At 41.3% G+C, this 24991-nt stretch carries 24 protein-coding genes; 8 read left to right on the top strand and 16 right to left on the bottom strand.

What is annotated here, in order from left to right; genetic code table 11:
- Positions 1-120: 120 nt before the first annotated feature.
- The gene (locus CLV48_RS08340; RefSeq protein WP_106566818.1) at positions 121-750 is read right to left on the bottom strand and encodes a peroxiredoxin; all 630 of its coding nucleotides are present in this window, start codon (positions 748-750) and stop codon (positions 121-123) included.
- A 412-nt stretch (positions 751-1162) separates the two neighbouring features.
- Between CLV48_RS08340 and CLV48_RS08335 the strand changes: the two genes are divergently transcribed.
- Positions 1163-1648, top strand: coding sequence for a low molecular weight protein-tyrosine-phosphatase (locus CLV48_RS08335; RefSeq protein ID WP_106566817.1), 486 nt, complete (start codon positions 1163-1165; stop codon positions 1646-1648).
- The gene (locus CLV48_RS08330) at positions 1641-2513 is read left to right on the top strand and encodes a fructosamine kinase family protein (protein ID WP_106566816.1); all 873 of its coding nucleotides are present in this window, start codon (positions 1641-1643) and stop codon (positions 2511-2513) included. The genes CLV48_RS08335 and CLV48_RS08330 overlap by 8 nt, the downstream gene beginning before the upstream one ends.
- On the opposite strand, the gene CLV48_RS08325 is transcribed toward CLV48_RS08330, so the two are convergent.
- The gene (locus CLV48_RS08325) at positions 2505-3773 is read right to left on the bottom strand and encodes an aspartate kinase (protein ID WP_106566815.1); all 1269 of its coding nucleotides are present in this window, start codon (positions 3771-3773) and stop codon (positions 2505-2507) included. The genes CLV48_RS08330 and CLV48_RS08325 overlap by 9 nt on opposite strands.
- A 60-nt stretch (positions 3774-3833) precedes the next feature.
- On the opposite strand from CLV48_RS08325, the gene fbp reads away from it, so the two are divergent.
- Positions 3834-4871 carry a class 1 fructose-bisphosphatase gene (fbp, locus tag CLV48_RS08320; protein ID WP_106566814.1) on the top strand — a complete coding sequence of 346 codons (1038 nt, stop codon included), beginning with the start codon at positions 3834-3836 and terminating at the stop codon, positions 4869-4871.
- Positions 4872-4946: 75 nt separating this feature from the next.
- Here the strand turns inward: fbp and CLV48_RS08315 are convergent, their stop codons facing one another.
- Genes CLV48_RS08315 through yihA form a run of 3 tightly spaced genes read right to left on the bottom strand, consistent with a single transcriptional unit; the run spans position 4947 to position 6394 of the window.
- On the bottom strand, positions 4947-5249 hold the full coding sequence (locus CLV48_RS08315; RefSeq protein ID WP_106566813.1) for a hypothetical protein: 303 nt from the start codon (positions 5247-5249) through the stop codon (positions 4947-4949).
- 51 nt (positions 5250-5300) lie between these two features.
- Positions 5301-5729 carry a DUF5606 family protein gene (locus CLV48_RS08310; RefSeq protein WP_106566812.1) on the bottom strand — a complete coding sequence of 143 codons (429 nt, stop codon included), beginning with the start codon at positions 5727-5729 and terminating at the stop codon, positions 5301-5303.
- A gap of 56 nt (positions 5730-5785) precedes the next feature.
- Entirely contained in the window at positions 5786-6394 is a 609-nt protein-coding gene (gene yihA, locus CLV48_RS08305; RefSeq protein ID WP_106566811.1) for a ribosome biogenesis GTP-binding protein YihA/YsxC, read from the bottom strand.
- Between the two features lie 155 nt (positions 6395-6549).
- Between yihA and ubiE the strand changes: the two genes are divergently transcribed.
- Both ubiE and porT read left to right on the top strand, forming a co-directional pair.
- Positions 6550-7272 (top strand): bifunctional demethylmenaquinone methyltransferase/2-methoxy-6-polyprenyl-1,4-benzoquinol methylase UbiE, encoded by a 723-nt coding sequence (gene ubiE, locus CLV48_RS08300; protein WP_106566810.1) that lies wholly within the window; start codon positions 6550-6552, stop codon positions 7270-7272.
- Positions 7221-7994, top strand: a complete 774-nt coding sequence (gene porT / locus CLV48_RS08295; RefSeq protein WP_106566809.1) for a type IX secretion/gliding motility protein PorT/SprT — start codon at positions 7221-7223, stop codon at positions 7992-7994. The genes ubiE and porT overlap by 52 nt, the downstream gene beginning before the upstream one ends.
- A gap of 146 nt (positions 7995-8140) precedes the next feature.
- On the opposite strand, the gene CLV48_RS08290 is transcribed toward porT, so the two are convergent.
- From CLV48_RS08290 to CLV48_RS08280, 3 genes are all read right to left on the bottom strand, one after another.
- Positions 8141-8959: a sterol desaturase family protein gene (locus tag CLV48_RS08290; RefSeq protein ID WP_106566808.1), complete on the bottom strand. Its 819-nt coding sequence runs from the start codon at positions 8957-8959 to the stop codon at positions 8141-8143.
- Positions 8960-9020: 61 nt separating this feature from the next.
- A complete protein-coding gene (locus CLV48_RS08285; RefSeq protein ID WP_106566885.1) occupies positions 9021-9944 on the bottom strand; it encodes an alpha/beta hydrolase in 924 nt (307 codons plus the stop codon).
- 121 nt (positions 9945-10065) lie between these two features.
- A complete protein-coding gene (locus CLV48_RS08280) occupies positions 10066-11226 on the bottom strand; it encodes a PQQ-dependent sugar dehydrogenase (RefSeq protein WP_106566807.1) in 1161 nt (386 codons plus the stop codon).
- Between the two features lie 147 nt (positions 11227-11373).
- On the opposite strand from CLV48_RS08280, the gene CLV48_RS08275 reads away from it, so the two are divergent.
- The 3 genes from CLV48_RS08275 to tnpA (CLV48_RS08265) all read left to right on the top strand — a co-directional run bounded on the left by CLV48_RS08275 (position 11374) and on the right by tnpA (CLV48_RS08265) (position 14701).
- Entirely contained in the window at positions 11374-12507 is a 1134-nt protein-coding gene (locus CLV48_RS08275; RefSeq protein WP_106566884.1) for a sugar phosphate isomerase/epimerase family protein, read from the top strand.
- Between the two features lie 580 nt (positions 12508-13087).
- The gene (gene tnpA, locus CLV48_RS08270; protein WP_106566806.1) at positions 13088-13534 is read left to right on the top strand and encodes an IS200/IS605 family transposase; all 447 of its coding nucleotides are present in this window, start codon (positions 13088-13090) and stop codon (positions 13532-13534) included.
- A gap of 720 nt (positions 13535-14254) precedes the next feature.
- Complete coding sequence (gene tnpA / locus CLV48_RS08265) at positions 14255-14701, top strand: IS200/IS605 family transposase (RefSeq protein WP_106566806.1); 447 nt, start codon at positions 14255-14257, stop codon at positions 14699-14701.
- Positions 14702-15453: 752 nt separating this feature from the next.
- Here the strand turns inward: tnpA (CLV48_RS08265) and CLV48_RS08260 are convergent.
- The 8 genes from CLV48_RS08260 to CLV48_RS08225 all read right to left on the bottom strand — a co-directional run bounded on the left by CLV48_RS08260 (position 15454) and on the right by CLV48_RS08225 (position 24861).
- A complete protein-coding gene (locus tag CLV48_RS08260) occupies positions 15454-15948 on the bottom strand; it encodes a DUF1648 domain-containing protein (RefSeq protein WP_106566805.1) in 495 nt (164 codons plus the stop codon).
- Positions 15949-15955: 7 nt separating this feature from the next.
- Positions 15956-17365 (bottom strand): Gfo/Idh/MocA family protein, encoded by a 1410-nt coding sequence (locus CLV48_RS08255; RefSeq protein WP_106566804.1) that lies wholly within the window; start codon positions 17363-17365, stop codon positions 15956-15958.
- A gap of 102 nt (positions 17366-17467) precedes the next feature.
- A complete protein-coding gene (gene speB / locus CLV48_RS08250; RefSeq protein ID WP_106566803.1) occupies positions 17468-18259 on the bottom strand; it encodes an agmatinase in 792 nt (263 codons plus the stop codon).
- Positions 18256-19794, bottom strand: a complete 1539-nt coding sequence (locus CLV48_RS08245) for a serine hydrolase (RefSeq protein WP_106566802.1) — start codon at positions 19792-19794, stop codon at positions 18256-18258. Before CLV48_RS08245 ends, speB begins: the two co-directional genes overlap by 4 nt.
- A 331-nt stretch (positions 19795-20125) precedes the next feature.
- Positions 20126-22264, bottom strand: coding sequence for a M12 family metallo-peptidase (locus tag CLV48_RS08240; RefSeq protein ID WP_106566801.1), 2139 nt, complete (start codon positions 22262-22264; stop codon positions 20126-20128).
- Between the two features lie 23 nt (positions 22265-22287).
- Positions 22288-22755, bottom strand: coding sequence for a hypothetical protein (locus tag CLV48_RS08235; RefSeq protein WP_106566800.1), 468 nt, complete (start codon positions 22753-22755; stop codon positions 22288-22290).
- Positions 22756-23382: 627 nt separating this feature from the next.
- Positions 23383-23760 carry a GxxExxY protein gene (locus CLV48_RS08230; protein ID WP_106566799.1) on the bottom strand — a complete coding sequence of 126 codons (378 nt, stop codon included), beginning with the start codon at positions 23758-23760 and terminating at the stop codon, positions 23383-23385.
- Between the two features lie 519 nt (positions 23761-24279).
- Entirely contained in the window at positions 24280-24861 is a 582-nt protein-coding gene (locus CLV48_RS08225; RefSeq protein WP_106566798.1) for a precorrin-2 dehydrogenase/sirohydrochlorin ferrochelatase family protein, read from the bottom strand.
- Positions 24862-24991 lie beyond the last annotated feature (130 nt).

Here is a 24991-nt window from a genome sequence, read left to right as displayed (position 1 = left end):
TAAGTCATGAATTCGAAAACCGTACCTTCAATATGGGATAAAAGATAGTGATCAGCGGATTTTGGCAAGAAAAAAGCCCTGAACAGAAAGTTCAGGGCTTAATAGCTAAAAGATTTCCAATTAGTTTTTGCTAAGATATTCAGCAACACCTGTTCTGGAGGCAGTCATTGCTTCTTTACCTTCTTCCCAGTTGGCAGGGCATACTTCACCATATTTTTCTACGTGATGAAGGGCATCCACCAATCGGATCATTTCGTCAATGTTCCTTCCAAGTGGGAAGTCATTGATAGTCTCGTGTCTTACAATTCCTTGCTTATCTATAAGGAAAGTTCCTCTATAAGCGATAGGGGCACCGTCGAAGGTCAATTGTCCTTCCTCATTGTAGTTCCACTCACCTGCCAATACACCATAGTTATGAGCAATTGTTTTTGCTACGTCAGCTACCAATGGGTAAGTAACACCTTCAATACCGCCATTTGCTTTGGACGTCATCAACCAAGCTAGGTGGGTTTCTTCCGTATCTGTAGATGCACCAATTACAGCTACACCTCTTTTTTCAAATTCCGCTAATTTTTCTTGGAAAGCCAAGATTTCGGTTGGGCAAACAAATGTGAAGTCTTTAGGGTAGAAGAAGAACACTACATCTTTTTTGCCGATAAATTGTTCCAAGGAGAAGTTTTCTACGATCTCCTCACCATTAATCACAGCTCCTGCTGAAAATAAAGGAGCTTTTTTTCCTACTAATGACATAATTTAATTTTTAGGTTTTGAGATTTATAATTGTGCTGGTATTTCTTTGGTTTTAAGCCGGTTTTCTTTTTTTTGGAAGCATTGCCTTTAATTTTTGTAGAAAACCAGAACCTCTTTTTATTAGGTAAAAAAGAGTTTCATTGCCACTGCAAAGTTAACCTCGCTTGTAATAACAAACAAAAAATACCAAATTTAATTCCGAAATGAGTTATAAATATCTATTCGGTTTAACCTGTTATTAAATATTTTAACGAATTAAAGAATTATGTTCTGATTAATTCTGGTAATCAGAATAATCAGCAAATGAGTTGAGCGGTTAATGCCGATTAGTTTTGTGTCAGACTTTTCAAGTAATTTAAAAATTGACTATCTTGAAAAAGGATATGAAGAATAATCGGCCCCAGTAATTACTATGATTAAAGTTTTGTTTATTTGTTTGGGGAATATTTGTAGATCCCCCTTGGCGGAAGCCATTTTCAATCATAAAGTCAAGAAGTACGGACTCGAGCATAAGTTCTCAAGTGATAGTTGTGGAACTTCCGATTACCATATAGGTGAGTTGCCCGATGAGCGTACCCTAAACTGTGCATCAAAATACCAAATACCAATCAATCATAGGGCCAGACAGATTAACCGTGTAGATTTAAGGGAGTCCCATTACCTTATTGCCATGGATTTTTCCAATAAAAGGAATGTGGAAAACTTACTTGGTATTCACCGTATCCAACATGAACAATTGTTTTTAATTCGAGAATTTCAGCCAGATGCAGAGGAATTAGAGGTGCCTGATCCTTACTATGGGGGAGAGGATGGATTTGAAGAAGTTTACCAAATCCTGGACAATTCTATTGAACATTTTTTGGAACACCTGAAACAGTCTCAGGATATATATGTTTGATGACCAAGAGTTTTTTGAACAAGTAGTGTTTTTAAGTACCGGGGAACAGGAAGTTTCTTTTGAAAGCAGGTTGATTGCTGCGGGTTATATTAATCAAGGAGTTTATTTAAAGGTAAGAGGTAAGTCATATTTTTTGAAAGTCAATTTTGAACCAAGTCTGGATATATTCGAAAAAGAAGCTCGGGGACTTGAAATAATGTCCCGGTTTTCCCCTCTCAGAGTTCCAAAAGTATACCAATTTGGAAGGGTCAAGGATAGGAATTTCCTCTTAATGGAATGGATAGATACCGGAAGATCCAAACCTGCTTATTGGGAAAAATTAGGGGTGGGATTGGCCCAAATGCATATGGCCAGCAGGTCTAAGTTTGGACTGGAGGTTGACAATTATATCGCTTCTGTTCCACAGCAAAATAAAGATGAGCTATCTTGGGCAGGATTTTTCATTCACCAAAGGTTAGAGCCTTTGATTGGAAGGGCGTATTATAACGGATTAATAGAAGCTGAGTTTATCAAAAAATTTCAGTCAATTTATCCTAAGCTTGAATCGCTTTTCCCCAAAGAAAGACCCGCTCTCCTACATGGAGATCTCTGGTCCGGAAATGTGATGACTGGTCCGGAAGGACAACCTGTTTTGATCGATCCTGCGGTTTATTATGGACATAGGGAAATGGATCTGGCGTTTTCCAGGCTTTTTGGCGGTTTTGATGAAGCTTTTTATTTAGCTTATCATGATATTTTCCCCCTTGAACCTGGATTTGAAGAAAGGATGGATGTTTACAATCTTTATCCTCTCCTTGTACATTTATTGTTATTTGGGAAGAGTTACCTCGTTGGAATCCAAAAAACAATCCAGAAATTAATTTGATTTTGTCACAATCTGAAAAGTGGAACGGGTGACCTGCTCCATTAGGATTTCCTTGTTTTTCATCAGATTTTCCATGATTTCGGGATTATGGTTTTTGACTGTGATGAGCTGAAGGGATTCATTGTAGCGGATTTCGAAGTCCTGCTTCAGGGAATCAATTAGTTTTTCCAACTTGAAAACCTGCTTGTCGATTACTAAGGAAATACTTATGGCAGAGGTCTGCAACAAATTGACCCTAAGTTTCAATTTTTCAAGCTCGGAATAAATCTGATGGATATGCCCTTCATGGATGAATGTAAAATCAGTTACCTTAAAACTTACTAGGATCTGTTCGTCCTTGACCACGATGCAGGGGGTTTTGTTTTCATGTTTGACATGATGGATTTTGGTTCCTGGGCTACTGGGATCAATAAAGGATTTTACATATAAAGGTATGGAAAGGTTGGCCAGTGGCTTGATGGTTTTGGGATGAATGACTGAAGCTCCGTAGTAAGTAAGCTCTGCAGCTTCATGATAGTCTAATTCATCAAATTTAATCGTATTTGGAAATCTTTTGGGATCTGCATTCAATACTCCCTCTACGTCTTTCCATATTGTTACAGAGGCAGAATGCAAGCTGGAGGCAATGATGGCTGCTGTAAAATCAGAACCTTCCCGGCCTAGGGTAGTTGTATTTCCGACCTTGTCTTTACCTATGAAACCTTGGGTGACTACAGGAAATTTTTCAAGGAGGGGTACAAGGCTTTTTTTGATTTTTGCAGCAGTGGCATTCCAGTCCACTTTGGCAAATCTGTAATCTGAATTGGTAACTATAATTTCTCTGGCATCCTTCCAAATACAATAGATTTTTTCCAGGCATAAATATTCCTGAACTATCCTGGTAGCAACAAGTTCCCCATAAGAAATGATGCTATCATAATAAAGGTCGTAATTGTCTTTGGAAAGAGGTAGCTCAAGGTCCCTCTGCAGCTGCAAAAAATAGTTTTTTACAATTGCATGGATAGGGTGATTTTCTCCAAAAAGACCCATGCATATTTCCAAATGGTAATTTTCTAAAATTGTAATATTCGAAGAATAGTCTTCCTTGTTGAATTTTTTCTCTAAAATTCCTTCCAGGGCGTTGGTAGTTTTTCCCATGGCAGAAATTACGATTACGGTATGATTTCGCAATCGATTGTATAAAATTTTTGATAAGTTTTTGATCGAGTTGACGTCTTTTATCGAAGCGCCCCCAAATTTGAAAACAAAAGTTTTTAACATCTGAAATTATGTTGTAATTTTCGAAAAAGAAACTCCAATATATAATTTTTCCAATATTTAATGAAAGTCAAGTACTATACCCCAAGTGATTCCAAATTAGCATATTCTGTCGGCGTCACACTGGACAGGTTCATCAAAATGAAACAGGATGATTTTCCATTTGCATCCGGAGAATTGTCCCAGCTTTTGCGTGATATAGGATTAGCAGCAAAGATAGTAAATCGCGAGACCAATAGGGCAGGACTCGCAAATATTGCTGGAGCCTTTGGCAATACCAATATTCAGGGGGAAGAACAACAAAAGCTTGACGTGATTGCTAATATTCGATTTACCCGTGCGCTAACCAAAGGAGGGGAAGTCTGTGCCATTGTATCAGAGGAGGATGATGAGGTCATCGACTTGCAAAACAGTTCCGGAAAATACGTGGTGGCCATAGACCCACTTGATGGTTCTTCCAATATAGATGTAAACATTTCTATTGGCACCATTTTTTCCATATACAGAAGAGTTACTCCAGTAGGAAGCCCCATTCAGCCCGAGGATATCATGCAGCCTGGCAGGAATCAAGTGGCAGCAGGTTATGTGCTTTATGGTTCTTCAACTATGTTGGTTTACACAACTGGTCATGGCGTAAATGGATTTACCTATGAGGCATCTTTAGGTGAATTTTTCTTGTCCCACCCGGATATGAAAGCCCCACAAAATGGGAAAATATATAGTATCAACGAAGGAACCTATAACCATTTCGAACCTGGTCTAAGGGAGTATCTCGAAAATTGTAAAAAGTTGGAGTACAGTGCCAGGTATATTGGAAGTCTGGTGGCAGATTTTCATAGAAACCTCCTGAAAGGTGGGATTTATATTTATCCAGCTACTACCAAATCCCCATCAGGGAAGTTGAGGTTGCTATATGAGGCAAATGCATTGGCTTTTATAGCTGAACAGGCCGGAGCCAGTGCAATTGATGGAGAGGAAAGAATTTTGGATATACAGCCCAGTTCCTTGCACCAACGGACTCCACTTTATATAGGTTCTATTGAGATGGTAAAGGAAGTTGGGGCCCTAATTAAAAAACGAAGGGCATTGACAGTTGGATAGCAATAAATTGAAATGTATTAAATCAGATTGATAAATCCGGGCAGTGGGAGAATTCCATTGGTCATCCCGGATTTATTATTCATTCCGATATCTATTGCGGATTTCAATTTTTTGGATCTGCCTTTTTATAAGGGCCTTTGCCAGGTCAAAGGACATCTGGTCAGGTGCTGACTCATGTAAGATTTTTTTGAGCAGCTGTTCACCCAGATCAATCCGATAGCAGATATGCAGTAACCTTTCAAAATCCCTGTCGAGCATTTGCTTGATTATTGGGGAAAGGATTTCTATCAGCCTCTCTTCGGTGAAATTCTCATGAATTTCCGGTAGGTTAAAGTCTTTTTTGAGTACTTCGGCTGTTTGTTGAAGTATAGGGAGCATAGCCGGAATCGGAAATGAAAAGTGGAGCACTTAAGGCTCCACTCAAATGTTTTATTCTGCTTCTGAATCTTTGCTTTCTTCCTGAATTTCAAATACCTCAGGAGCTTCGGTTTTGATGATTTTATACCAAGAAATCAACTTCTTGATGTCTGAAGGATACACCTTACTTTCATCATAATCGGGAAGTACATGCTTAAGGAAAGACCTTAACTCCTCGGCTTCTGCATCAGCATCAAGTCCAAGGTCTCCTTTAAACTCCCGATCAATGCTTTTCATGATTTCTTCCAATGGGGAAGCACCTTCTTCTGTCATGGTATACATGGAGATTTCACCCAGGATTGAAACCCTTTGGTTAGTTCCCACTACCAATTTACTTTTTTTAGCATCCAAAGATTCCAGGATTACCCCTCCTCTGGTCGGTTTCAATACTTTGTATAGACCCGGCTTGCCGGAAACAGTTGCTATTTCGTTGAATTTCATTGCTGATGTATTTATTGAGCCTGCAAATATAGAATATCCTCATAAAAGCCCAAGGCTTACCTGTGGCTGTCATAATATTCCTGTACCTCGTTTTCGATAAAGCTTACCAGTTCCACTTTACCCTCACCATTCTGGGAGGAAGTGATGAAGTAGTCAGGTTCATCTCCAAAAATCTCTTTAGCTGAATCAAGAAATTTTCTGACATTACCAAGAGTTTTGGTTTTGCTTTGTTTGTCTGATTTGGTAAAAATAAGAATAAAAGGAATTTCATTTTCCCCACACCAAGTGATGAATTCCAGGTCAATTTTTTGGGGATCCAGTCTGCTGTCTATCAGTACACATACTGCTACCAGGTTTTCCCTATTGGTCAAATAATCACTGATCATTTTCTCCCAGGTGGATTTGATGCCTTTACTTACTTTGGCGAAGCCATATCCCGGAAGATCCACCAAGTACCAAATGTCATCAATAAGGAAGTGGTTGATGAGTTGAGTTTTTCCTGGTTTGCCTGATATTTTGGCCAGATTTTTATTTCCTGTCAGCATATTGACCAATGAGCTTTTGCCCACATTAGATCTGCCGATAAAAGCAAACTCCGGCATGGTCGGAGGAGGGCATTTTTTGTAATCTGTATTACTGATTAAAAAGCTGGCTTTTTTTATCATGGCTATTTTTTGATGCAAAGTTAATTCTTTTGACAGAAATGAGCCTTTTGTACCTAAGATTATCTACCAATAAAATATGAGATTTGGCGCTTTAATCACCAACATTTTTCAATTGCTCAGGTTTACTTAGTAATATTGCACAAAATTTTATACCCATGTCAGTAGTACCTTACAAAGAGAAAGAGGCCGGAAAGAAGGAGCAGGTAGCCGAAATGTTCAATAATATCAGCAAGAAGTATGATTTTTTGAATCATTTGCTGAGTTTGGGTATTGATATCATTTGGAGAAAAAAAGCCGTCAAAATGCTCAGGAAAGATCAGCCCAAACTGATCTTGGATATTGCTACGGGTACGGGAGATTTTGCGATTGAAGCACTTGCCTTGAATCCAGAAAAAATTATCGGAGTGGATATTTCAGAGGGAATGTTGGAAGAGGGCAGAAAAAAAATGAAACGCCGTGGTCTTGATCATGTCATTGAACTTCAATTAGGAGATTCGGAGAAGTTGTTGTTCGAAGATAATAAGTTCGATGCAGTCATCGTTTCATTTGGAGTAAGAAACTTCGAGAACCTCGAAAAAGGTTTAGCGGATATGTTCAGGGTATTGAAGCCGGGAGGGAAGACAGTTATAGTGGAATTTTCCAAACCGAAAAAATTTCCCATGAAACAAGGATATAATTTTTATTTCAAATATATTTTACCTCAAATCGGTAAATTAGTATCCAAAGACAATTCCGCTTATACCTATTTACCTGAATCTGTTCAGGTATTTCCGGATGGAAAAGATTTTCTTGCTATTTTGGAGAAAGTAGGTTTTAAAAACACAAAATGCAGACCCCTGACATTCGGCATAAGTTCGATATATATTGGAGAAAAATAATCCTGCTTCTGGTTTTTCTAGCAGGTTTTCAAGTTTATTCTTATTCACAGGCCCGTTTCGGAGAGATCAGCAAGGCAGGTCAGGACGATAGGCTGTTTTCTTATGGCTTCTTTCTGGCAGGACAGACAAATTATTTCCGATTGAAATATTCTGATGCCTTTACCAATCTGAATAACGGACAAGGAGATAATATTGAGAGTATTGTCCCGGTATATACCCCTGGGTTTTCGTTAGGATTTCTCAGTATTTTCAGAATTCATGATCAGCTCAACCTCATGTTTACCCCTAAAATCGGTTTTTATGAGTTTACAACTGATATTCACACCTTTGGTAATCCGGGTCCAAGTGATGCGCCAGAAATGAGAGTAGAGCGGGTATTGTCTGAAGCCACTATGGTGGAATTGCCAATTCTGTTCAAATACAAAGCTCAACGGTTCAATAACAGCAGAATGTTTTTCACCGCTGGAGGCAGTTATATGTTCCGTACAAAGGACCAAGAGGAAGCCGATATTGAACCTATCGTGACCACAGGTAGAGATATCACTGTGGATTTAGGGGTAGGTTTAGATATGTACTTTAAATTTTTTAAATTTTCTCCTGAAATCCGTTTTTCTCATGGTCTGATTAATCTATACCGGCCTGAGGCGACCGATCCCAGGTTCAGAGACTTAATTTCAGAGATAAGGCGAAAGTCAATAACTCTTTACCTTCACTTCCAGTAAACCTCAAGCGATTTCAGGAACGATTGTCATCTATCGCTTAAAGCTAATCTCCCCTTTTTCTCAATTGAAATTCCTGGGCTGATGAATGCCTAAAATAAATGTTAACCTTAAAGGGTAATGGATTAATTGGAAATCAGGAGTCCGCTTTAATTTTTTTTCGTATCCGGCTTTATACTATGCTCCAGGAATCGCTTTTCAAACTCTGAATCTTCTGTTTTCATCCATACATCCCAAAAAGTAAAATACAGTCCATAATTACAACGGTATTTTAAATGGTGAAGATCATGGTGGGTAGCCCCGACGATCCACCTGGTTAAGGGAGAGCGTATGGATGAGCTGGCATAGACTTCCACCCCGGCATGGTTGATCACTGCTGTGACCGACATGGTCACCAACATAGCCAATAAGACGGAAAAATGCATTGGCAGGAACAATACAAGTAAAGGAAGGAAAATCGCTTGGAGGAATGCTTCAATCGGGTGGAAGGAAAATGATGTGAAGGAACTTGTATAAAGGCTATTGTGGTGAGTGTGATGAAAATGCTTCAGAACCTTAGGAAGGTGCATCCATCGGTGGAGCCAATAATAGTAGGTCTCATGGATGAATAATCCCAGAAAGAAACTTAATGGAATCCAAATGAGGTCTATAAGGTTAAGTTGGGTATACAGTTGGGTTAAGTCTTTCTGCCAACAAATGAGCATGAGGGTGCCGGAAAAGGCAAAAATGATCGCACCTAGAAATGAATACCTAATTTCTTTCCTGACCTGAGGGAGTCGTACCTGCTCATGGAGTCTGCGGTAAGGTTGATAATTCCCTAATTTTTTATAAACAAGTTCATGGTAGATCCAAGCCATAAGGAGGTAACGAAGAAAAATTCCTGCCAGTAGAATAGTGGTAATGATAATAAAACTATCGGGCTGCGTATAATCTGTACTTAAAAGCCAATTCAGATCGAAATCCATCATTATAAAATTTCAATGGGGCAAAGTTAATGAAAAAGCAAAATCAAAAGGATGACCAAAACGGTCATCCTTTTGATTTGGGCTTTAGGAAGCCATTGACATCCAGCCAGTGGGTAAAGGCCTCAAACCAGCGGTTGCTTGTACGGTTTGGATTTCCCAGTCCAAAACCATGCCCTCCATTCTGGTAAAGGTGAAATTCTACAGGCTTGCCGGCTTTGAACCAGGATTCAATCACGCCAAATTGACCGCGGAAGAGAAAATCATCCGTAGCAATTACATTGAACATTGGTGGGGCGTTTTCAGGTACTTGTACCGGACCCATTCCCCCATAAATTGGTCCAATAAATGCCAGTTGCATGGTTTTGGAGTTTAAGGTACAATGCATGGTCAGTCCTGCTCCAGCAGAAAAGCCAATCATGCCAATTCTTGAAGTATCCACTCCCCATTCTTTTGCATTTTTAATAATCATTGCATAGGCTGCCTCTGCATCTTCAAGCTGATTGCTTAAGTCTCTTAGTGGAGGACTTGGAGCAGTATTTGGAGATGGGTTGGCAGCTGCTGCAAAACTCCTGTTCATCGATTCGCTAAATTCCTCAAGTGATTCCGGGGTTGGTTGGAGCCGGTATTTAAGTACAAAGGCAGCAATGCCCTGTGCTGCAAGTGCTTCAGCGACTTCCCAGCCCTCATTGCCCATGGAAAGCCATCGGAAGCCGCCTCCCGGTGCTACAATGACTGCTGCGCCATTGGCTTTGTCAGGATCCGGCAAGAATGGTGTGAGGGTAGCAGTGGAGATATTTCTGGCCATGGGGTCTCCCCATTGGCGGAACCATGTTTCTGGTAAAGTTTGACCATTCACGCCACCGGTACCCAGTAGAATGGCCTTTGGTTCTTTTGGGTTTTCAAGGGGATAGATGGTCCCATCCTGCGCTATTGCTGGCATAGCATAGGCTAGGCATAGGAGGAAAATAATGGTTTTAGATAGGTTCATAATTATTTTAGGTTTAGAGAGTTGATCGCATGGAGCCATTTTAAAAGTAAGGATTTTAGTCTATTAAAAAAAGCCATGCTGTTTCCAACATGGCTTTTCAAATCATTTAAATTTCTTTTGTTTAATTTCCCTGTGGAATCAATTTGATCATCAGTCCTGTAGCCTCTGTAATCGCATAAATGTAGCCATCAGGGCTTTGGGATACCTGACGGACTCTGCCGATGTCCTTCAGAAGGGTTTCTTCTCCCATATATTTGGTACCGTCCAATTCTACTCTGGCAATTTGCTGCCCAGCCAGTCCTGCTACCAGAATATTACCTTTCCAAGCAGGATACTTGTCTGAAGTCACCAAGGTCATTCCGCAGGTAGCGATAGAAGGTACCCAGTAGGTTACCGGCTGCTCCATGCCTTCTTTTTCTGTGAGTTCTGTAAGGATGGTGCTATCATAATTGATGCCGTAAGAGATCACAGGCCAACCGTAGTTTTTGCCTTTTTCGATCAGGTTGAGTTCATCACCTCCTTTAGGACCATGTTCCACTGCCCATAGCCTGTCGTTTGTTTTGTCGTAGATCATGCCCTGAGGGTTTCTGTTACCATATGTCCAGATGGAAGGATTGGCTCCAGGGGTATTTACAAATGGATTGTCTTCCGGAATGCTGCCATCATCCTTGATTCTGTGGATTTTGCCATGGTCATTGTCAAGTTCCTGGGCATTGGTAGGTCGGGAACCTTTGTCTCCATTAGAGAAAAACAGATAACCTGCATTGTCAAATACGATTCTTGAACCGAAGTGCCTGCCGCCTTTCCATTCCGGACCACATACGAATATCTCCTCCAGACTGTGCAGGTTGGTGCCATCTAACTTAGCTCTGGAAATAACCAATACATCTCCTTCTCCTTCAGGTCTTGCATAAGCAAGGTAAATCCAACCATTGCTTGCATAATTGGGATGAATAGTGATATCTAACAATCCGGCCTGATTGATTTCATGCACTTCAGGCACTCCTGTCAATTTTTCTCCTGTGAACTTGTCATCTTTAAACACTAAAATTTCTCCTTTCCTCTCCACGACCAACATCCTGCCATCAGGAAGCCAGGTCATACCCCAAGGGCTTTCAAATTGGGTGTATAGGGTGTCCACTTTTACAGTCATTTTTTCCGTTACTGTAGCAAAGGGACTAGGTGTGTTATCGGTGTTCTGTCCTTCCTTACCTGAACAGGAAGCTAAGCATATCGCTAAACTTCCCGCCAAAATAAAAGAGAGATTTTTCAGGTTTTTCATATTGTTTTAATTGGTTAATTTTCAAAATTAATCAATTTCCTACATAATTGTTTGATGGATTTGACTAACGGTGGCTTTTTAAAGTAAAATGCCTTTTTTATGCTGGATGCACTTGATATATTTAACCGGAATAAAACCAAAGAACCTATGAATCAAATTTGGATCATGACCTCTGCCTTTGATCAACTCAACCTGGATCAGACCATTGAAAAAGCCAAAGAAGCAGGGGTACAGGGATTGGATGTCTGTGTGTTTAGAAAAGATGGTACCCGTGATGATTTTGTGGCCACCCATATGGATTATGAGCATTTTTATCCAGATACAGCCAAAGAAATATTAGATAAATTCAACGCAGCCCAATTGCGCCTGTCGATTGGGGCTTTTGAAAACTTGATCGGTGGAGACCAAGGACATAGGGTAAAGAACCAAAATCATCTGCTCAGGCTCATCCGGATGGCATACCTTCTTGGTGGTGATGAAAATGATGTGAAAGTGGGGACATTTGTGGGTTATAACCATGAACTGGGCAATCAGGAAAACGGATTTGAGAAAAACTTGGAGGAATACCAAAGGGTATTCTCACCCATCATCAAATATGCGGAAGACCTCGGTGTCACTGTGCTGTATGAAAATTGCCCCATGGAGGGTTGGCGCTCTTCGGGTTATGGCACTACCTTTAATAACCTGACGGGGGTGTTGGCGGCAAGGAAGATCATGTACGAACTGATTCCGAGCCCCAACCATGGAGAAATCTATGATCCTTCCCATGATATCTGGCAGAATACCGATCCTGTTTCGGTGATCGAGCACACAGATATGAGCAGGTTGAAAAGGATACATGTGAAGTCCACGCGCAATCTGCCGGATCCTTTTTGGGGCAATATGTACCCGATGCAGCGGGTGAAGCCGGAATGGGCAGCTAAGGCGGGTATTCCTTACAGCACCAATGAATGGGACAGGCATCATTATGAAGCGACATTGCCGGGTTTTGGGTTGGGAGACAGCATGGATTGGAGGAAATTTGTGGAAGTTTTGCATCAAAAGGGATTCACCGGGCCTTTTGAAATTGAGAATGAGGCCAAACTATCCAAGCAAACAGGTAAAATGGGGGCAATTATGCAGGGTATCAAGGCAGCAGTGCAGAACCTTGCGCCAATGTTGTATCCACTTACCGATGAGGGATTTGTTTATCCCAAAGCAGAAGTTCGACCGCTCAAAGACCTCAACAGAAAGGATATCCCGGTGGTGAGGATGGAGGAGCTGGTGGGAAGTAGTAAGTGAAAAGTTAGGAAAAGGATCCAAGGCAATAGTAAAATGATCCTAGGGAAATGGAGAATTAATAATGAAGAGTGGAGAATGGAAAATGAAGAGTGAAGAATTAATAATGAAGAATGAGAAATTGGACTTCCCTTTAAGGCCTGAAGGGCTGCTCTATATCAGCCTTTCAGGCTTTTATTTTTGATAATTTCAGAATCCGATAAGGTCTGAAAGACCGCTCGGTATCAGCCATTGAAACGTCCCTGGTTAAAAGTCATGTTTTGATCAGTTAAGGGCAGTAGGGCTGCTCTGTGTCAACCTTGGGTAACGCTCGAGGTTAAATCAGGTTTTCATCAGTTAAGGCCTGAAGGGCCACGTTGTATCAACTCTGGGCAACGTCCCGGGTTAAAATGCCGGATATCCATCTGTTAAGGCCTGAAGGGCCGTTCCGTATCAGCCAGGGGTGCAACCCCGGGTTAAAGATCGTGTATCCACCACGCGAGGTCTGAAGGACCGATCGGAAATTAATCGGATATATCCGTTTAATTTAGTTGAAGAAATTTTTAGGTTTTTAAATTTGAATTCAGTTTTAAACTTTTTAAAAATGCCACAATCCTTATCAAAAGTTTACCTTCATATCATTTTCTCTACAAAAAGACGGAATAGATTTATACCGGAGAAAATTAGACCTTCACTTCAGGCTTATATGGTTGAGGTATCTTCAAACCTTAAATCCTATGTTCATGAGATTTATGCAAATCCAGATCATGTTCATATATTTTGCGAATTACCGAGGACAATAACTATTTCAGATTTAGTTCTAAAAATAAAAACGTCAAGCTCGATTTGGATGAAGTCTCAGGGGATTGGGAATTTTGAATGGCAAAAAGGTTATGGAGTGTTTTCTGCAAGCCAATCAAAAATTAATGTTTTAATAAAATATATTCAAAATCAACCCGAACATCACAAGAATGTAAGTTTTGAAGATGAATTCAGAATGTTTTTGAAGGAATATCGGCTTGAATTTGATGAAAGGTATGTTTGGGATTAAACTGGACGGCCCTATAGGCCTCTGGTTCAACGATTGATCATTGTAACCCAGACTTCCGTAAACTTCAGTCTGGGTTGTCACAGAACGGCCCTTCAGGCCTCTTTTTAAACGCTTAATGATTATTGTCCATTATCCCTGAAATCTGGCTCCCAGCTAAAATAATTCCAATGGATCATTTCTTAACGCTTGGCCCTGGTCTGGGCTGTCACAGAACGGCCCTACAGGCCTTTGGTTCAACGATTGATCATTGTAACCCAGACTTGCCTAAACTTCAGTCTGGGCTTTTACGGGTCAGCCTTTCAGGCTTTTTGAGATTCTTGATAATTTCAGAATCCGATAAGGTCTGAAAGACCGCTCGGTATCAGCCATTGAAACGTCCCTGGTTAAAAGTCATGTTTTGATCAGTTAAGGGCAGTAGGGCTGCTCTGTGTCAACCTTGGGTAACGCTCGAGGTTAAATCAGGTTTTCATCAGTTAAGGCCTGAAGGGCCACGTTGTATCAACTCTGGGCAACGTCCCGGGTTAAAATGCCGGATATCCATCTGTTAAGGCCTGAAGGGCCGTTCCGTATCAGCCAGGGGTGCAACCCCGGGTTAAAGATCGTGTATCCACCACGCGAGGTCTGAAGGACCGATCGGAAATTAATCGGATATATCCGTTTAATTTAGTTGAAGAAATTTTTAGGTTTTTAAATTTGAATTCAGTTTTAAACTTTTTAAAAATGCCACAATCCTTATCAAAAGTTTACCTTCATATCATTTTCTCTACAAAAAGACGGAATAGATTTATACCGGAGAAAATTAGACCTTCACTTCAGGCTTATATGGTTGAGGTATCTTCAAACCTTAAATCCTATGTTCATGAGATTTATGCAAATCCAGATCATGTTCATATATTTTGCGAATTACCGAGGACAATAACTATTTCAGATTTAGTTCTAAAAATAAAAACGTCAAGCTCGATTTGGATGAAGTCTCAGGGGATTGGGAATTTTGAATGGCAAAAAGGTTATGGAGTGTTTTCTGCAAGCCAATCAAAAATTAATGTTTTAATAAAATATATTCAAAATCAACCCGAACATCACAAGAATGTAAGTTTTGAAGATGAATTCAGAATGTTTTTGAAGGAATATCGGCTTGAATTTGATGAAAGGTATGTTTGGGATTAAACTGGACGGCCCTATAGGCCTCTGGTTCAACGATTGATCATTGTAACCCAGACTTCCGTAAACTTCAGTCTGGGTTGTCACAGAACGGCCCTTCAGGCCTCTTTTTAAACGCTTAATGATTATTGTCCATTATCCCTGAAATCTGGCTCCCAGCTAAAATAATTCCAATGGATCATTTCTTAACGCTTGGCCCTGGTCTGGGCTGTCACAGAACGGCCCTACAGGCCTTTGGTTCAACGATTGATCATTGTAACCCAGACTTGCCTAAACTTCAGTCTGGGCTTTTACGGGTCAGCCTTTCAGGCTTTTTGAGATTCTTGATAATTTCAGAATCCGATAAGGTCTGAAAGACCGCTCGGTATCAGCCATTGAAACGTCCCTGGTTAAAAGTCATGTTTTGATCAGTTATGGGCAGTAGGGCTGCTCTGTATCAACCTTGGGTAACGCTCCAGGTTAAATCAGGTTTTCATCAGTTAAGGACTGAAGGGCCACGTTGTATCAGCTCTGGGCAACGTCCCGGGTTAAAAGGCCGGATATCTATCTGGTAAGGCCTGAAGGGCCGTTCCGTATCAGCCAGGGGTGCAACCCCGGGTTAAAGATCGTGTATCCACCACGCGAGGTCTGAAGGACCGATCGGTTATTGAATAAAAACAAAAATATAATAAACGTAACATGCGCAATAAAAACCAAAATAAAGGCAGGATGAAACAACTGGTAACTGTTTCCATATTATAGCATGATGACCATTGCCCTTATTTTCTAAAGGCCTTGACCAAATAAACAACAATTGTCCCAAAGAGGGCAATCAAGAAGATAGGAATGAAGGCCTTTCCCAAACCAACCTGAATCCCCATTGCATTTTGTATAGTGCCATAGGAAGTATACAGGAAAGTATACACAATGATCACATTCAAAGTCCTGATCATCCGGGTGGCTATTCGGTACTGCCTTTCTGCATTTTCAGTCGTGATTTCAGTAGGATAGTTGAAAATGTGCGGGACTTTATTGATAAAAAACAGCCCCGCATAGGTGATTAATCCTATTATAGGCATCACCCAAAGTATACCTTTTCCTCCATATGCCGTGACTTGTCCAGTTGCATCATAATGCTTTGGGATACGGTCCGGGAGTTCCGGGTAATAGTAGATAGGAATTACCAATAGGAGGACCAGGGCCAAAAAGCCCAGGCCCTCCAAAATCTTATCCCAAGCGGTCCATTCCAGTTTGATGATAGGTCTTGCTGCCATTTTTCTCTTACATTTCCCAACCCGATCTTACAGGTTCCTTTATAAATTGGTCTGCCTCAGGGAGACCTTTGGCTTTCATGTTGTCATAATCCCACTCAATCAATTTGCCTCCCAATCTCAGAGAAAGCACTCCCAATAATGTAATTTCGGTTAATCTTGATCCATATTCAAAATTGGAGGAAGCCTGGTCATTGTTTCGGATGGCATCGATCCACTCCTGAAAATGACCTGGTGATCTTTTTATAGTTGGTTTTGGTGGTTTTACACTGTTTCTGAAGGACTCGGGGAAAACCTGAGGTTTACGGTTGCCCCCATCATTGATGATGACTCCTTTTGATCCTACAAACATGGAGGCTCTTGAAGGATACACAAAGCCCTGAGGCAGGGCAGGGTGGAGGTCCGGTTTCAGGCCACCGGAATACCAGGTGATTTTCATGGGCTTTTGTTGTCCTTTTGCAGAAAAGTTGAAATAGCCTATTTCTCCATAAGGTGCAATTTTGCTGTCAGAATAACCTGCAGGTAACACCTGAACCGTATCCGGGCTTTTGAGGTCAAAGGCCCAGGTGACGGAATCCATATCATGGCAGCCAAAATCGCCCAATGCCCCACAGCCATAATCCCAAAAGTCTCTCCAGGTGACAGGAACATAGTCCTTGTGGAAAGGTACCATTTCCCTTGGACCGATCCACTGATCCCAGTCAAAGCCAATTGGCATGGTACTCTGTCCTTGGGGCAAACCCTTCAAGCCCGGAAGCCAGCGACCTGCCGGAACCCAGGCATGGTATTCCTTAACTTCTCCTATTAAGCCGGCCCTGAGGTATTCCACCGTTTCTCTGATGCCATCAGCAGCATGCCCGGAGTTGCCCATCTGGGTAATCAAGCCGGTCTCTTTGGTGACTTTGGCCACTTCACGGGCTTCCCAGATATTGTGTGTCAGGGGTTTTTCACAATACACATGCTTGCCCATTTTCAGGGCCATCAAGGCTATGTAGGCATGGGTATGGTCCGGGGTGGAAATTACAATACCGTCCAGATCAGCAGCATTTTCCATCATTTTTCGGAAGTCGTCGTATTGGGTGACCCGTTTAGTGTTTCCCTTGGCAGCATTATGGGCGTCAATCATGGCTGATGTCGGCCCTCTTCCAGCTTCCGAGCGGTAATAAAAATCTGCCAGGTTCCAGTAATAAGCAGGATCTGCCACTGCGGTGATATTGACATTTTCCACCCTTAAAAAGGCTTCTGCATTTTGCTTTCCTTTTCCTCCCGCACCAATAATACCTAAGTTGACCTTGTCACTGGGGGCTGTATATCCGGGACCGCCGATGACATGTCTAGGTACTATCATCATCCCTGCGCCGCTAAGGGCAGCAGCTTTGACAAAATCTCTTCTGGAAAGGGGTGAATTTTTGTTCTTCATGGTCAATAGGGTTTAAGGTTGATGAATGGATAAGTTATTGATTTTGCATTTATCTGAAATCATTATTTTGATAAAAGCGATCTCAATCAATATCCATGGTTTTTAGGCCATTTTAGCAATAAGTTCCTTCATCAATTTAAATGCAACCATTGCTGTCATGTCATGACGGTCCCTTAATGGATTGTATTCTACCAAATCAGCTCCTATTATTGGCAATTTGATAGCAATCAGGATATCAAGTAATTGTCTGCTATTCATTCCACCAGGTTCATAATGGGAAATTCCAGGAGCAAAGGCAGGATCCAAAACATCTATATCCAAAGAAATATACAAAGGACCCTCCAATACAGAAATAAAATCCATGGTGAAATCTTTCATTTCGATGATATTGACCCTGTACTTAGCCGCCTGCTCCCGCTGATGCTGGGTCAAGGTTCGGATACCCACCTGAGTTAATGATTTCAGCAAGCCCTTTTCTAACAACCGGGCAAAAGGACAAGCATGGGAATAGGGATTGTCTTCGAAATTCTCATACAAATCCCCGTGGGCATCGAGCTGCAGTACATGCAAAGGTCCATGTTTCAGTGCATGGGCTTCAATCACCGGATAAGCGATTGAATGGTCACCTCCCAGGCTCAACAGTTTGCTGCCATCGGCTATGGCTTTGCTAACGGCTGCTTTGACCTGTTCATAGGCCTTTTGGGAATTTTGACTGCCAAAAGAAAGATCACCCAGATCCAGATAATCTCTTCCAGCTATAATTTCTACACCCTCTTCCGTGTAGTTATTGGCAGAGCCTTCGGTTGCCATCAGACGGATCCTGGGAGGAGCTAAATACGGTCCTCTAAGGAAGGAACTGTTAGCATCAAAGGGGATTCCTAAAACTTTGATCATGGATTGATTTTTACAGGTTTCAATTCCTCAAAGAAAATATCGTCGTTGGGTATATTAAAATCCATTCCGACAACCTGCATTTTATTGTTGAGTAAGAATTGGAGTGTGCCGAAGTTAAACCAGGCATGCTTCTCATCCCAGATGATTTCATAGGTGTCATAATGCCAATGTTTCAAGCTGGCAGAAAGTCTTGGAGCGTCTTCAAAGTAAAGTCGCAAAGCCCCTTTTTCTTCTTTGACTTCGATTTTGCCATAGATGTCGGAGCGATAAGCACCTGCAAATTGGGAAGGAGAGAGGGATGTCTTGGTATTGAGGACTCTGGCTTTTTTGATGTCTGCGATACGGGTGTCATTGGCTTGGTTGGCCAAACTCCTTTTGAGCATATCTCCAGACCAATCTTTACTTCCTGTTCCTAAAAATTGGTCAAAAGCATAGTAGGTAGCAGCCATGATGGGGCTTTGGTGGCCATTGGTCAGCACCACTACGCCCAACTTTTCTTCAGGAATCATAGTCACTGCGGTAATCATGCCATCGTAGCCTCCTGTATGGCCTACCATCAACTTCCCATGGAAATCTCCCAAATTCCAACCCAGTCCATAACCACTGAAATGCCTGCCCAGGTCGTTTGGTTGGGTATGGTCCACCACATTCACATTGTGCATGGTCCACATCAGGTTGCGGTTGCCTCTGGAGATCAGCGTGTCCTCTCCAATGATGCCATGGTTCATATTGAAGATCATCCATTTGGCCACATCGCTCACGGAAGAAATCAACCCGCCAGTAGCACCAATGGTGTCCCAATCCTCAAAAGCAATGGGGAAGTTTATTCCTTCTTCGCGTCCGTGGGGAGTGACATAATTCCCCCTTTTATCCAGGTCTTTGGCAGTGGTGGTGGTCCTGTCCATGCCTAAAGGTTTGAGGATGCGCTCTTGGATATTTTCTCCCCATGTTTTGCCCGTAATTTTCCTGATGATTTCCCCAGCTGTCACATACATCAAGTTGGAATAGCCATAACCTCCTCTGAATTCGAAAGCTTGTGGAACTTTCCCTGCCCTTTTGATAAAATCCTCGGCGGAACCTTCATTTTTGTACCAGATAACGTCTCCACTAAAGGTTCCTAGGCCCACCCTATGGCTAAGCAGGTCGCGGATGGTAACATGCGCACTGATCCAAGGATCATCAAAAAGGGAAAAATATGGCAGGTGTTCCATTACCCGATCGTTCCAATTTAGTTTTCCTTCCTGTACCAGCATTGCCAATACAGCCGAAGTAAAGGCCTTGGAATTGGAGGCGATAGCGTAGAGGGTATGTTCATCGGGTTTTTCATTTTTATCAACTTCCTTAGTGCCGTAGTTACCAGTGAAAACCAATTGTCCATCTTGAACAATGCCAATACTGGCTCCCGGAACATCCCAGTCTTTGACCATCTGTTCAAAATAGGCATCGAGCTTTTGAAGATCGGGGGTAGTTTGGGCCTGAAGGGAGTGGATTGCAAACAGGAAAAAGACCCAAAAGAAGTGGAAATGTTTTTTCATTGATTGAGCGGGGATAGTTGATGGCTCAATTTAGGAAAGACTTGGGACTGTCCAAATAAAAGAGACCTGTTTAGAAATAGAAAAATTAGTAAAGGGATATTTTCATGACATTAAGTATTCAGGCAGAACCATTTGCCTGCTTTCAAATTTTTAGTGAAATAGTTTTCCCCATATGAATGAATTAAATTTCTTTTCTGAATTCGATGAGAGCGGTAATCCTTTGAGGTGAAAAGACACGTGAGGTGAAAATACAAGGTTTGTTGAAAGCACAATTGAAATAAATTACATCTGCGCTAAATCGGTTGAATCAGCTTTATCTGTGAGAGACTGTTCACCTCTCCACCCTTATCTGTCTTCTGATCAATCCTTCTTTATAACGGATATGTAGGTAATAGAATCCGCTTTTGAGTCTGCGGGTGTCCATGCTTATCTTTTCTTTGATACCGGATTTACTGAATACTAGTTCACCTCGCTGATCATATAGCTGAACATCAAAGCTAGAATCATCTCCTTCCATTCGCTTTACCAAGGGGTTCCATTGTACCTGCAGTTCATCATCTACCGGATTGGGGAAAGTCAAAAAGCAAAGTTCACAACCTCCACCGGCGCAGGAAGGCTCCGTATACATGCTGACTGACTTCCAATCACTCCAAAAGCAGCCATTGTGTATCCTCACAGATACTGACGCATCAAAGAACGGGGGTGATGGAGTGTAATTGTTAAAATGTATCCAGAAATACCCGTGGCTCACTTCTGTATAGTGACCATTGGTTACTTGTACTTCATATTGGTACCAGGGTTGATTAGGCCCTGGATAGAAGCCGAATGTCTGGTTGGGACAGACATAAGGAGAAGATTCAAAAGGCTCCAGACTGATAGCTGAGGTAGGGATGGGTCCTGTAGCTGTGACGAAAGTCTTCTGCACCTCCACATCCCCACAATCGGTGGTGATGGTGGCTGTAAGCGTAACCTGTCCATTTCCCTGTGGAGTAAGGTTTACGCTGTTGCCGCTTCCTGAAATACCCGCCATTCCTGCCGGACTGGTCGACCAACTGACCGTACTTCCCACAGGGGCATTCTGTAGGGTATAGGTATCGCTTGAACAGAGGAAGTCGGGGCCGGAGATGGTGGCGCTGACACATTCGCAAAGGCAATCAGCGTTTGCCACACTGTTTCTTATCACATTGCCCGGTTGAAGACCGAAACCAAGGTTAAAATTAACGCCTACACTCTGCAAATGACAATAACTCATAATTGTGCCGCCACCTGAAGGAACACCGGGATTAGGGCAATTTTGACATCCCCCACCATTAGGATCAGGATTCTCCATACAACCCCAACATCCATCGATAGCCGTGTTATTTCCATTCCAAACACATGCATGGGTATGGCGAGAGCCGAACAAATGGCCAAACTCATGGGCTACTATATGGACAGTCCAACTATAAGTAGGAACAGTCTCATAGTTGTTATGTAACATTGCAACAGACAATCTCTCAGAAATGTCTGGATTACATATACCATCCATTTCGAGAGCAGCAATACCTCCTCCCACGTCTGTTCTAAATGTCAGCAATTGACCCAAATCACCGTTAAATATGGTTCTATTGGTTTGGAATTGCTGCAAAAGAATACCTAAGTTATTGGACGTATAGGGATCAACAGTAGTCCATACAAAAATCTCAGAAATCGATGTTTCTATATTTTCATTTTGATAAAGTGTAGCAACTTGGTTGAACACAGCAGCTACAAAACTTTCCACCGAGGCCACGCTTCCTCTTGTCTGGAAAATATCATGTTCGGTTTCAAAGTAAAATCGGACACAAACATCTTCCGAACTGATGGAAGATTTTGATGCTTGGGATAAGATTTCTGGATCATAATCTGTAATACCATGCCCATGAGTCTCACATTGAAAGTCCAATTTCTCCTTTAGATTCCTGTCACTATAAAAAATGTGTCTTCCACTTATTTTATCCAATGCCAGATTGAAATTGCCTTCATCTGTAGCGATCAAGCCTATCACCTCATCTTCCATAAAACTGATGGCTACCAAGCTGTTGGGGTCACCTTTTACGATTCCCCTGAAGTGCTTGATATCCTTGTTGGCCGATAGGCTTTGCCCATCACTGGTTACCACTTTGTAGCTGTAAAAAGAATCGGGAACTTCTAGCAGTTCAAGTTGGAGTTGCCCGGTTTTTAGGGGAATACTAAGTGAAACAGCCTCTTGTAAATCAGCAAAAACAGAGTTTTCATAATGTAAAAAATGAACTTCCTCTGAACTTTCAAAGTTGCCGAGCATTACCTCATCATCCCAAGATTGCGCAAAAACAGTTGATACTACCCGGAACTCTATTTTACGGGTCTTGGCCTCTTGTACACTCTTGAGCAACAGGTTTTCCTGACCAATAACGATTGTAGATAAAAAGATGAAAGCTAAGAAAGGTAAATTACAAAGTAACTTTTTCATAATGCTGTAATTTGAGTTGGAAATTATTCAATCCTTAAAAAACGGAAAATTGGACCATCGACGTGCGCCATATTTAAAGTCATCTCACTTTCCCCAATCTTAAAAGGCCATTTTAAATCACCTATACGTAATTTAATGTGATCTTCATTTTCAGCAGGAGGAATAAGTTCATAATTATAAACACCAGTTTCATATCCCCAACCCCCAACATTATCATTAATTTGCAACACTCCATCTGGTTTGAAGCAGTATAAAACATTGTCACAGGAGTAGTCCTTGACCTCAATCTCTCCACTAAATAAACTTATTGTCCTTCTCTCAACCAACTTCCATTTCCCTACCACATCATCTTCCTGACCTTCCACCGCCTCCACAGGACATTTAAGTTCACCTTGGGGCAATGCATCCTCCTGACAAGCCCCAATCAAAATCAAACTTAAAAACATCAGTGCAAAAACACCTTTTCTATTGAATCCAAATTGAGCTTCCATATTACCTACTTTTTAATCTCAAACTAATTATTTTACCCCCACCCCCCTTCAAATCCATGACGCATCCAAAACCCAATATGCTACAATCTAAAGCTAATTATCCACAAAAGCAACAATTAGTTGAAAAATAAATTAAGAAATTAAGAGCAAATGATCGGAATTTCAATAGATAGCTAACATCCAATTAAACTTTATTTTATCACATACTTCTCCCTAAAATGGAAACAAGTGCCACCGATTATTGGAATGAGCGGAAGATGTCCCTTATTCGAAGCTACAAACTTCTGAAAACAGCATACAGAAGCTTTTGTAATTGCCCTACTAAACTCATCTGACAGGATGGATGATAGCGGGAATCCTTTGAGGTGAAAAGACACGGTTTTTTGAAGGCGCAATTGAAATAAATTACATCTGTACTTGAGCTGAAAAAGAAAAGCTAAGCAAAAGCAAGAAGAAAGAAAGTATTGTCTTCATAAGCGAAAATTTTCAGAAGAAGGTATTGCCTTTTTGAACGAAAAATTAAGAACTGGGTTTAAATTTCTCGCCACGAGCGCTAAGATAAACGCCACGGACGCTAAGAAAAAAAACCACATAGTTGCGAGCGTTGCGTGAACCTCATTATTTTTCTCATAAGTTATTAACTAATCTATGAATTCCATCCTTTAAAAATTTTACATTAAAGTTAATCAGGAGTCCTAATCTTTTATCAGCAAGCTTTAGATAGGTCAATGTTTGAGCAAAATGTACTGGGGCAAGTCCTTCATTTGCTTTAATTTCAACAATCACTTTGTTTTCTACTAGTAAATCCAACCGAAAACCAGATTCAAAATTTATTTCTTTGTAAACTAACGGAACAGGTACTTGGGAAGCAACCATTATTTTAGTCTGATTTAATTCAAACTCTAATGCCTTTTCATATACTGATTCCAATAAACCAGGACCAAGTGCTCTGTGGATTTCAAAAGATTTATCGAGAACTATTTTTGCAATCTGATTTTCAGTCATATCAATAAAAGTTTTATTACTTTCAAAGTACAGACAGATTAAAAAACTAAGCAACTTTTACAAACAACTTAAACGGTTAAATAGTCGAATAACTTTAGGGAGGGATACGCTTCGCATACTACCAATACGCAAATAGTTCAGTGAAAAAAAAATTTTAGCTTTTGTTATCGATACATCATATCCTCTGCGGGGATAAGTTCACGCAACGAGCGCAAAGAAGAGCGCCAAGGACGCTAAGAGTAAATAATATTTTTTTGCGAGCGTTGCGTCATTTCGTTGCGAGCGTTGCGAGAACCTCATTATTTATCTCATAAGTTATTAACTAACCTATGAATTCCAACTTTAAAAAATTTTACATAACCATGTTCAAAATAAAAGATGTTACATCTTCTATAGAACATTACTGAAATATGTTCACCCAACGAGCGCAAAGAAGAGCGCCACGTACGCTAAGAGTAAATAATATTTTTTGCGAGCGTTGCGTCATTTCGTTGCGAGCGTTGCGAGAAACCTTGAAATCTACACCCTCTCTTTCTCCACCAGCATCCCCGTGATTTCATTCATAGCCTTTACCTTGTACTCAAAATCACCTTTGAGAGTAGCACGATAGGCATTCAGGTTTTCCAACAACTCATCAATTTCCTCGGGAAGGATTTCTTCAAAGAGCTCCCGCAAACGCTTGGCGGTAGTCGGGGATTTGCCATTGGTACTGATGGCGATTTTCAAATTCCCTTTGGTTACAATCCCACCCAAATAAAAATCACATAAAGCAGGCGTATCGGCAACATTGACCAAAATAAAGCGCTCCTTGGCCTCATCATGGATCTGCTTGTTGACTTCTGGAAAATTGGTGGCTGCGATGACAATATGTTTACCTCCCAAATACTTCTCATGGTAAGCATCTTCTATGAGCGTAACATGAGAAGCAGACCGGGCAAGCTCCAAAAACTCTTCATTGAATTCCTTGGATACTACGGTAACATGAGCCTCAGGGCTACTTTTGAGTAAAAAGGAGAGTTTCTCCGTACCAACAAAACCACCTCCGACCAGGAGGACGTTGAGTTGGTGGACTTTGAGGAAAATGGGATATAAATGGTTCATGGTTTTAGATGGTTAGAGGCGAGAAGCGAGAGACGAGAATTTAGATGCGAGAAGCGAGAGTTTAGATTAGAGACAAGAATCAAGATGCAAGATGCAAGACTTGGATTTCCTGAGGAAATACGAAGCGTTT

The sequence above is a fragment of the Cecembia rubra genome, from assembly GCF_003014575.1.
In the GTDB taxonomy this organism is placed as follows: Bacteria; Bacteroidota; Bacteroidia; order Cytophagales; family Cyclobacteriaceae; genus Cecembia_A; species Cecembia_A rubra.
Note: the sequence above shows the minus strand (reverse complement) of the source record. Positions and strands in the feature narration are given on the sequence as shown.

Excerpts from the sequence above, each read along its gene's own strand:
- CLV48_RS08340 (WP_106566818.1), bottom strand. The coding sequence starts at position 750 with ATGTCATTAGTAGGAAAAAAAGCTCCTTTATTTTCAGCAGGAGCTGTG.
- CLV48_RS08335 (WP_106566817.1), top strand. The coding sequence starts at position 1,163 with ATGATTAAAGTTTTGTTTATTTGTTTGGGGAATATTTGTAGATCCCCC.
- CLV48_RS08330 (WP_106566816.1), top strand. The coding sequence starts at position 1,641 with ATGTTTGATGACCAAGAGTTTTTTGAACAAGTAGTGTTTTTAAGTACC.
- CLV48_RS08325 (WP_106566815.1), bottom strand. The coding sequence starts at position 3,773 with ATGTTAAAAACTTTTGTTTTCAAATTTGGGGGCGCTTCGATAAAAGAC.
- fbp (WP_106566814.1), top strand. The coding sequence starts at position 3,834 with ATGAAAGTCAAGTACTATACCCCAAGTGATTCCAAATTAGCATATTCT.
- CLV48_RS08315 (WP_106566813.1), bottom strand. The coding sequence starts at position 5,249 with ATGCTCCCTATACTTCAACAAACAGCCGAAGTACTCAAAAAAGACTTT.
- CLV48_RS08310 (WP_106566812.1), bottom strand. The coding sequence starts at position 5,729 with ATGAAATTCAACGAAATAGCAACTGTTTCCGGCAAGCCGGGTCTATAC.
- yihA (WP_106566811.1), bottom strand. The coding sequence starts at position 6,394 with ATGATAAAAAAAGCCAGCTTTTTAATCAGTAATACAGATTACAAAAAA.
- ubiE (WP_106566810.1), top strand. The coding sequence starts at position 6,550 with ATGTCAGTAGTACCTTACAAAGAGAAAGAGGCCGGAAAGAAGGAGCAG.
- porT (WP_106566809.1), top strand. The coding sequence starts at position 7,221 with ATGCAGACCCCTGACATTCGGCATAAGTTCGATATATATTGGAGAAAA.
- CLV48_RS08290 (WP_106566808.1), bottom strand. The coding sequence starts at position 8,959 with ATGATGGATTTCGATCTGAATTGGCTTTTAAGTACAGATTATACGCAG.
- CLV48_RS08285 (WP_106566885.1), bottom strand. The coding sequence starts at position 9,944 with ATGAACCTATCTAAAACCATTATTTTCCTCCTATGCCTAGCCTATGCT.
- CLV48_RS08280 (WP_106566807.1), bottom strand. The coding sequence starts at position 11,226 with ATGAAAAACCTGAAAAATCTCTCTTTTATTTTGGCGGGAAGTTTAGCG.
- CLV48_RS08275 (WP_106566884.1), top strand. The coding sequence starts at position 11,374 with ATGAATCAAATTTGGATCATGACCTCTGCCTTTGATCAACTCAACCTG.
- tnpA (WP_106566806.1), top strand. The coding sequence starts at position 13,088 with ATGCCACAATCCTTATCAAAAGTTTACCTTCATATCATTTTCTCTACA.
- tnpA (WP_106566806.1), top strand. The coding sequence starts at position 14,255 with ATGCCACAATCCTTATCAAAAGTTTACCTTCATATCATTTTCTCTACA.
- CLV48_RS08260 (WP_106566805.1), bottom strand. The coding sequence starts at position 15,948 with ATGGCAGCAAGACCTATCATCAAACTGGAATGGACCGCTTGGGATAAG.
- CLV48_RS08255 (WP_106566804.1), bottom strand. The coding sequence starts at position 17,365 with ATGAAGAACAAAAATTCACCCCTTTCCAGAAGAGATTTTGTCAAAGCT.
- speB (WP_106566803.1), bottom strand. The coding sequence starts at position 18,259 with ATGATCAAAGTTTTAGGAATCCCCTTTGATGCTAACAGTTCCTTCCTT.
- CLV48_RS08245 (WP_106566802.1), bottom strand. The coding sequence starts at position 19,794 with ATGAAAAAACATTTCCACTTCTTTTGGGTCTTTTTCCTGTTTGCAATC.
- CLV48_RS08240 (WP_106566801.1), bottom strand. The coding sequence starts at position 22,264 with ATGAAAAAGTTACTTTGTAATTTACCTTTCTTAGCTTTCATCTTTTTA.
- CLV48_RS08235 (WP_106566800.1), bottom strand. The coding sequence starts at position 22,755 with ATGGAAGCTCAATTTGGATTCAATAGAAAAGGTGTTTTTGCACTGATG.
- CLV48_RS08230 (WP_106566799.1), bottom strand. The coding sequence starts at position 23,760 with ATGACTGAAAATCAGATTGCAAAAATAGTTCTCGATAAATCTTTTGAA.
- CLV48_RS08225 (WP_106566798.1), bottom strand. The coding sequence starts at position 24,861 with ATGAACCATTTATATCCCATTTTCCTCAAAGTCCACCAACTCAACGTC.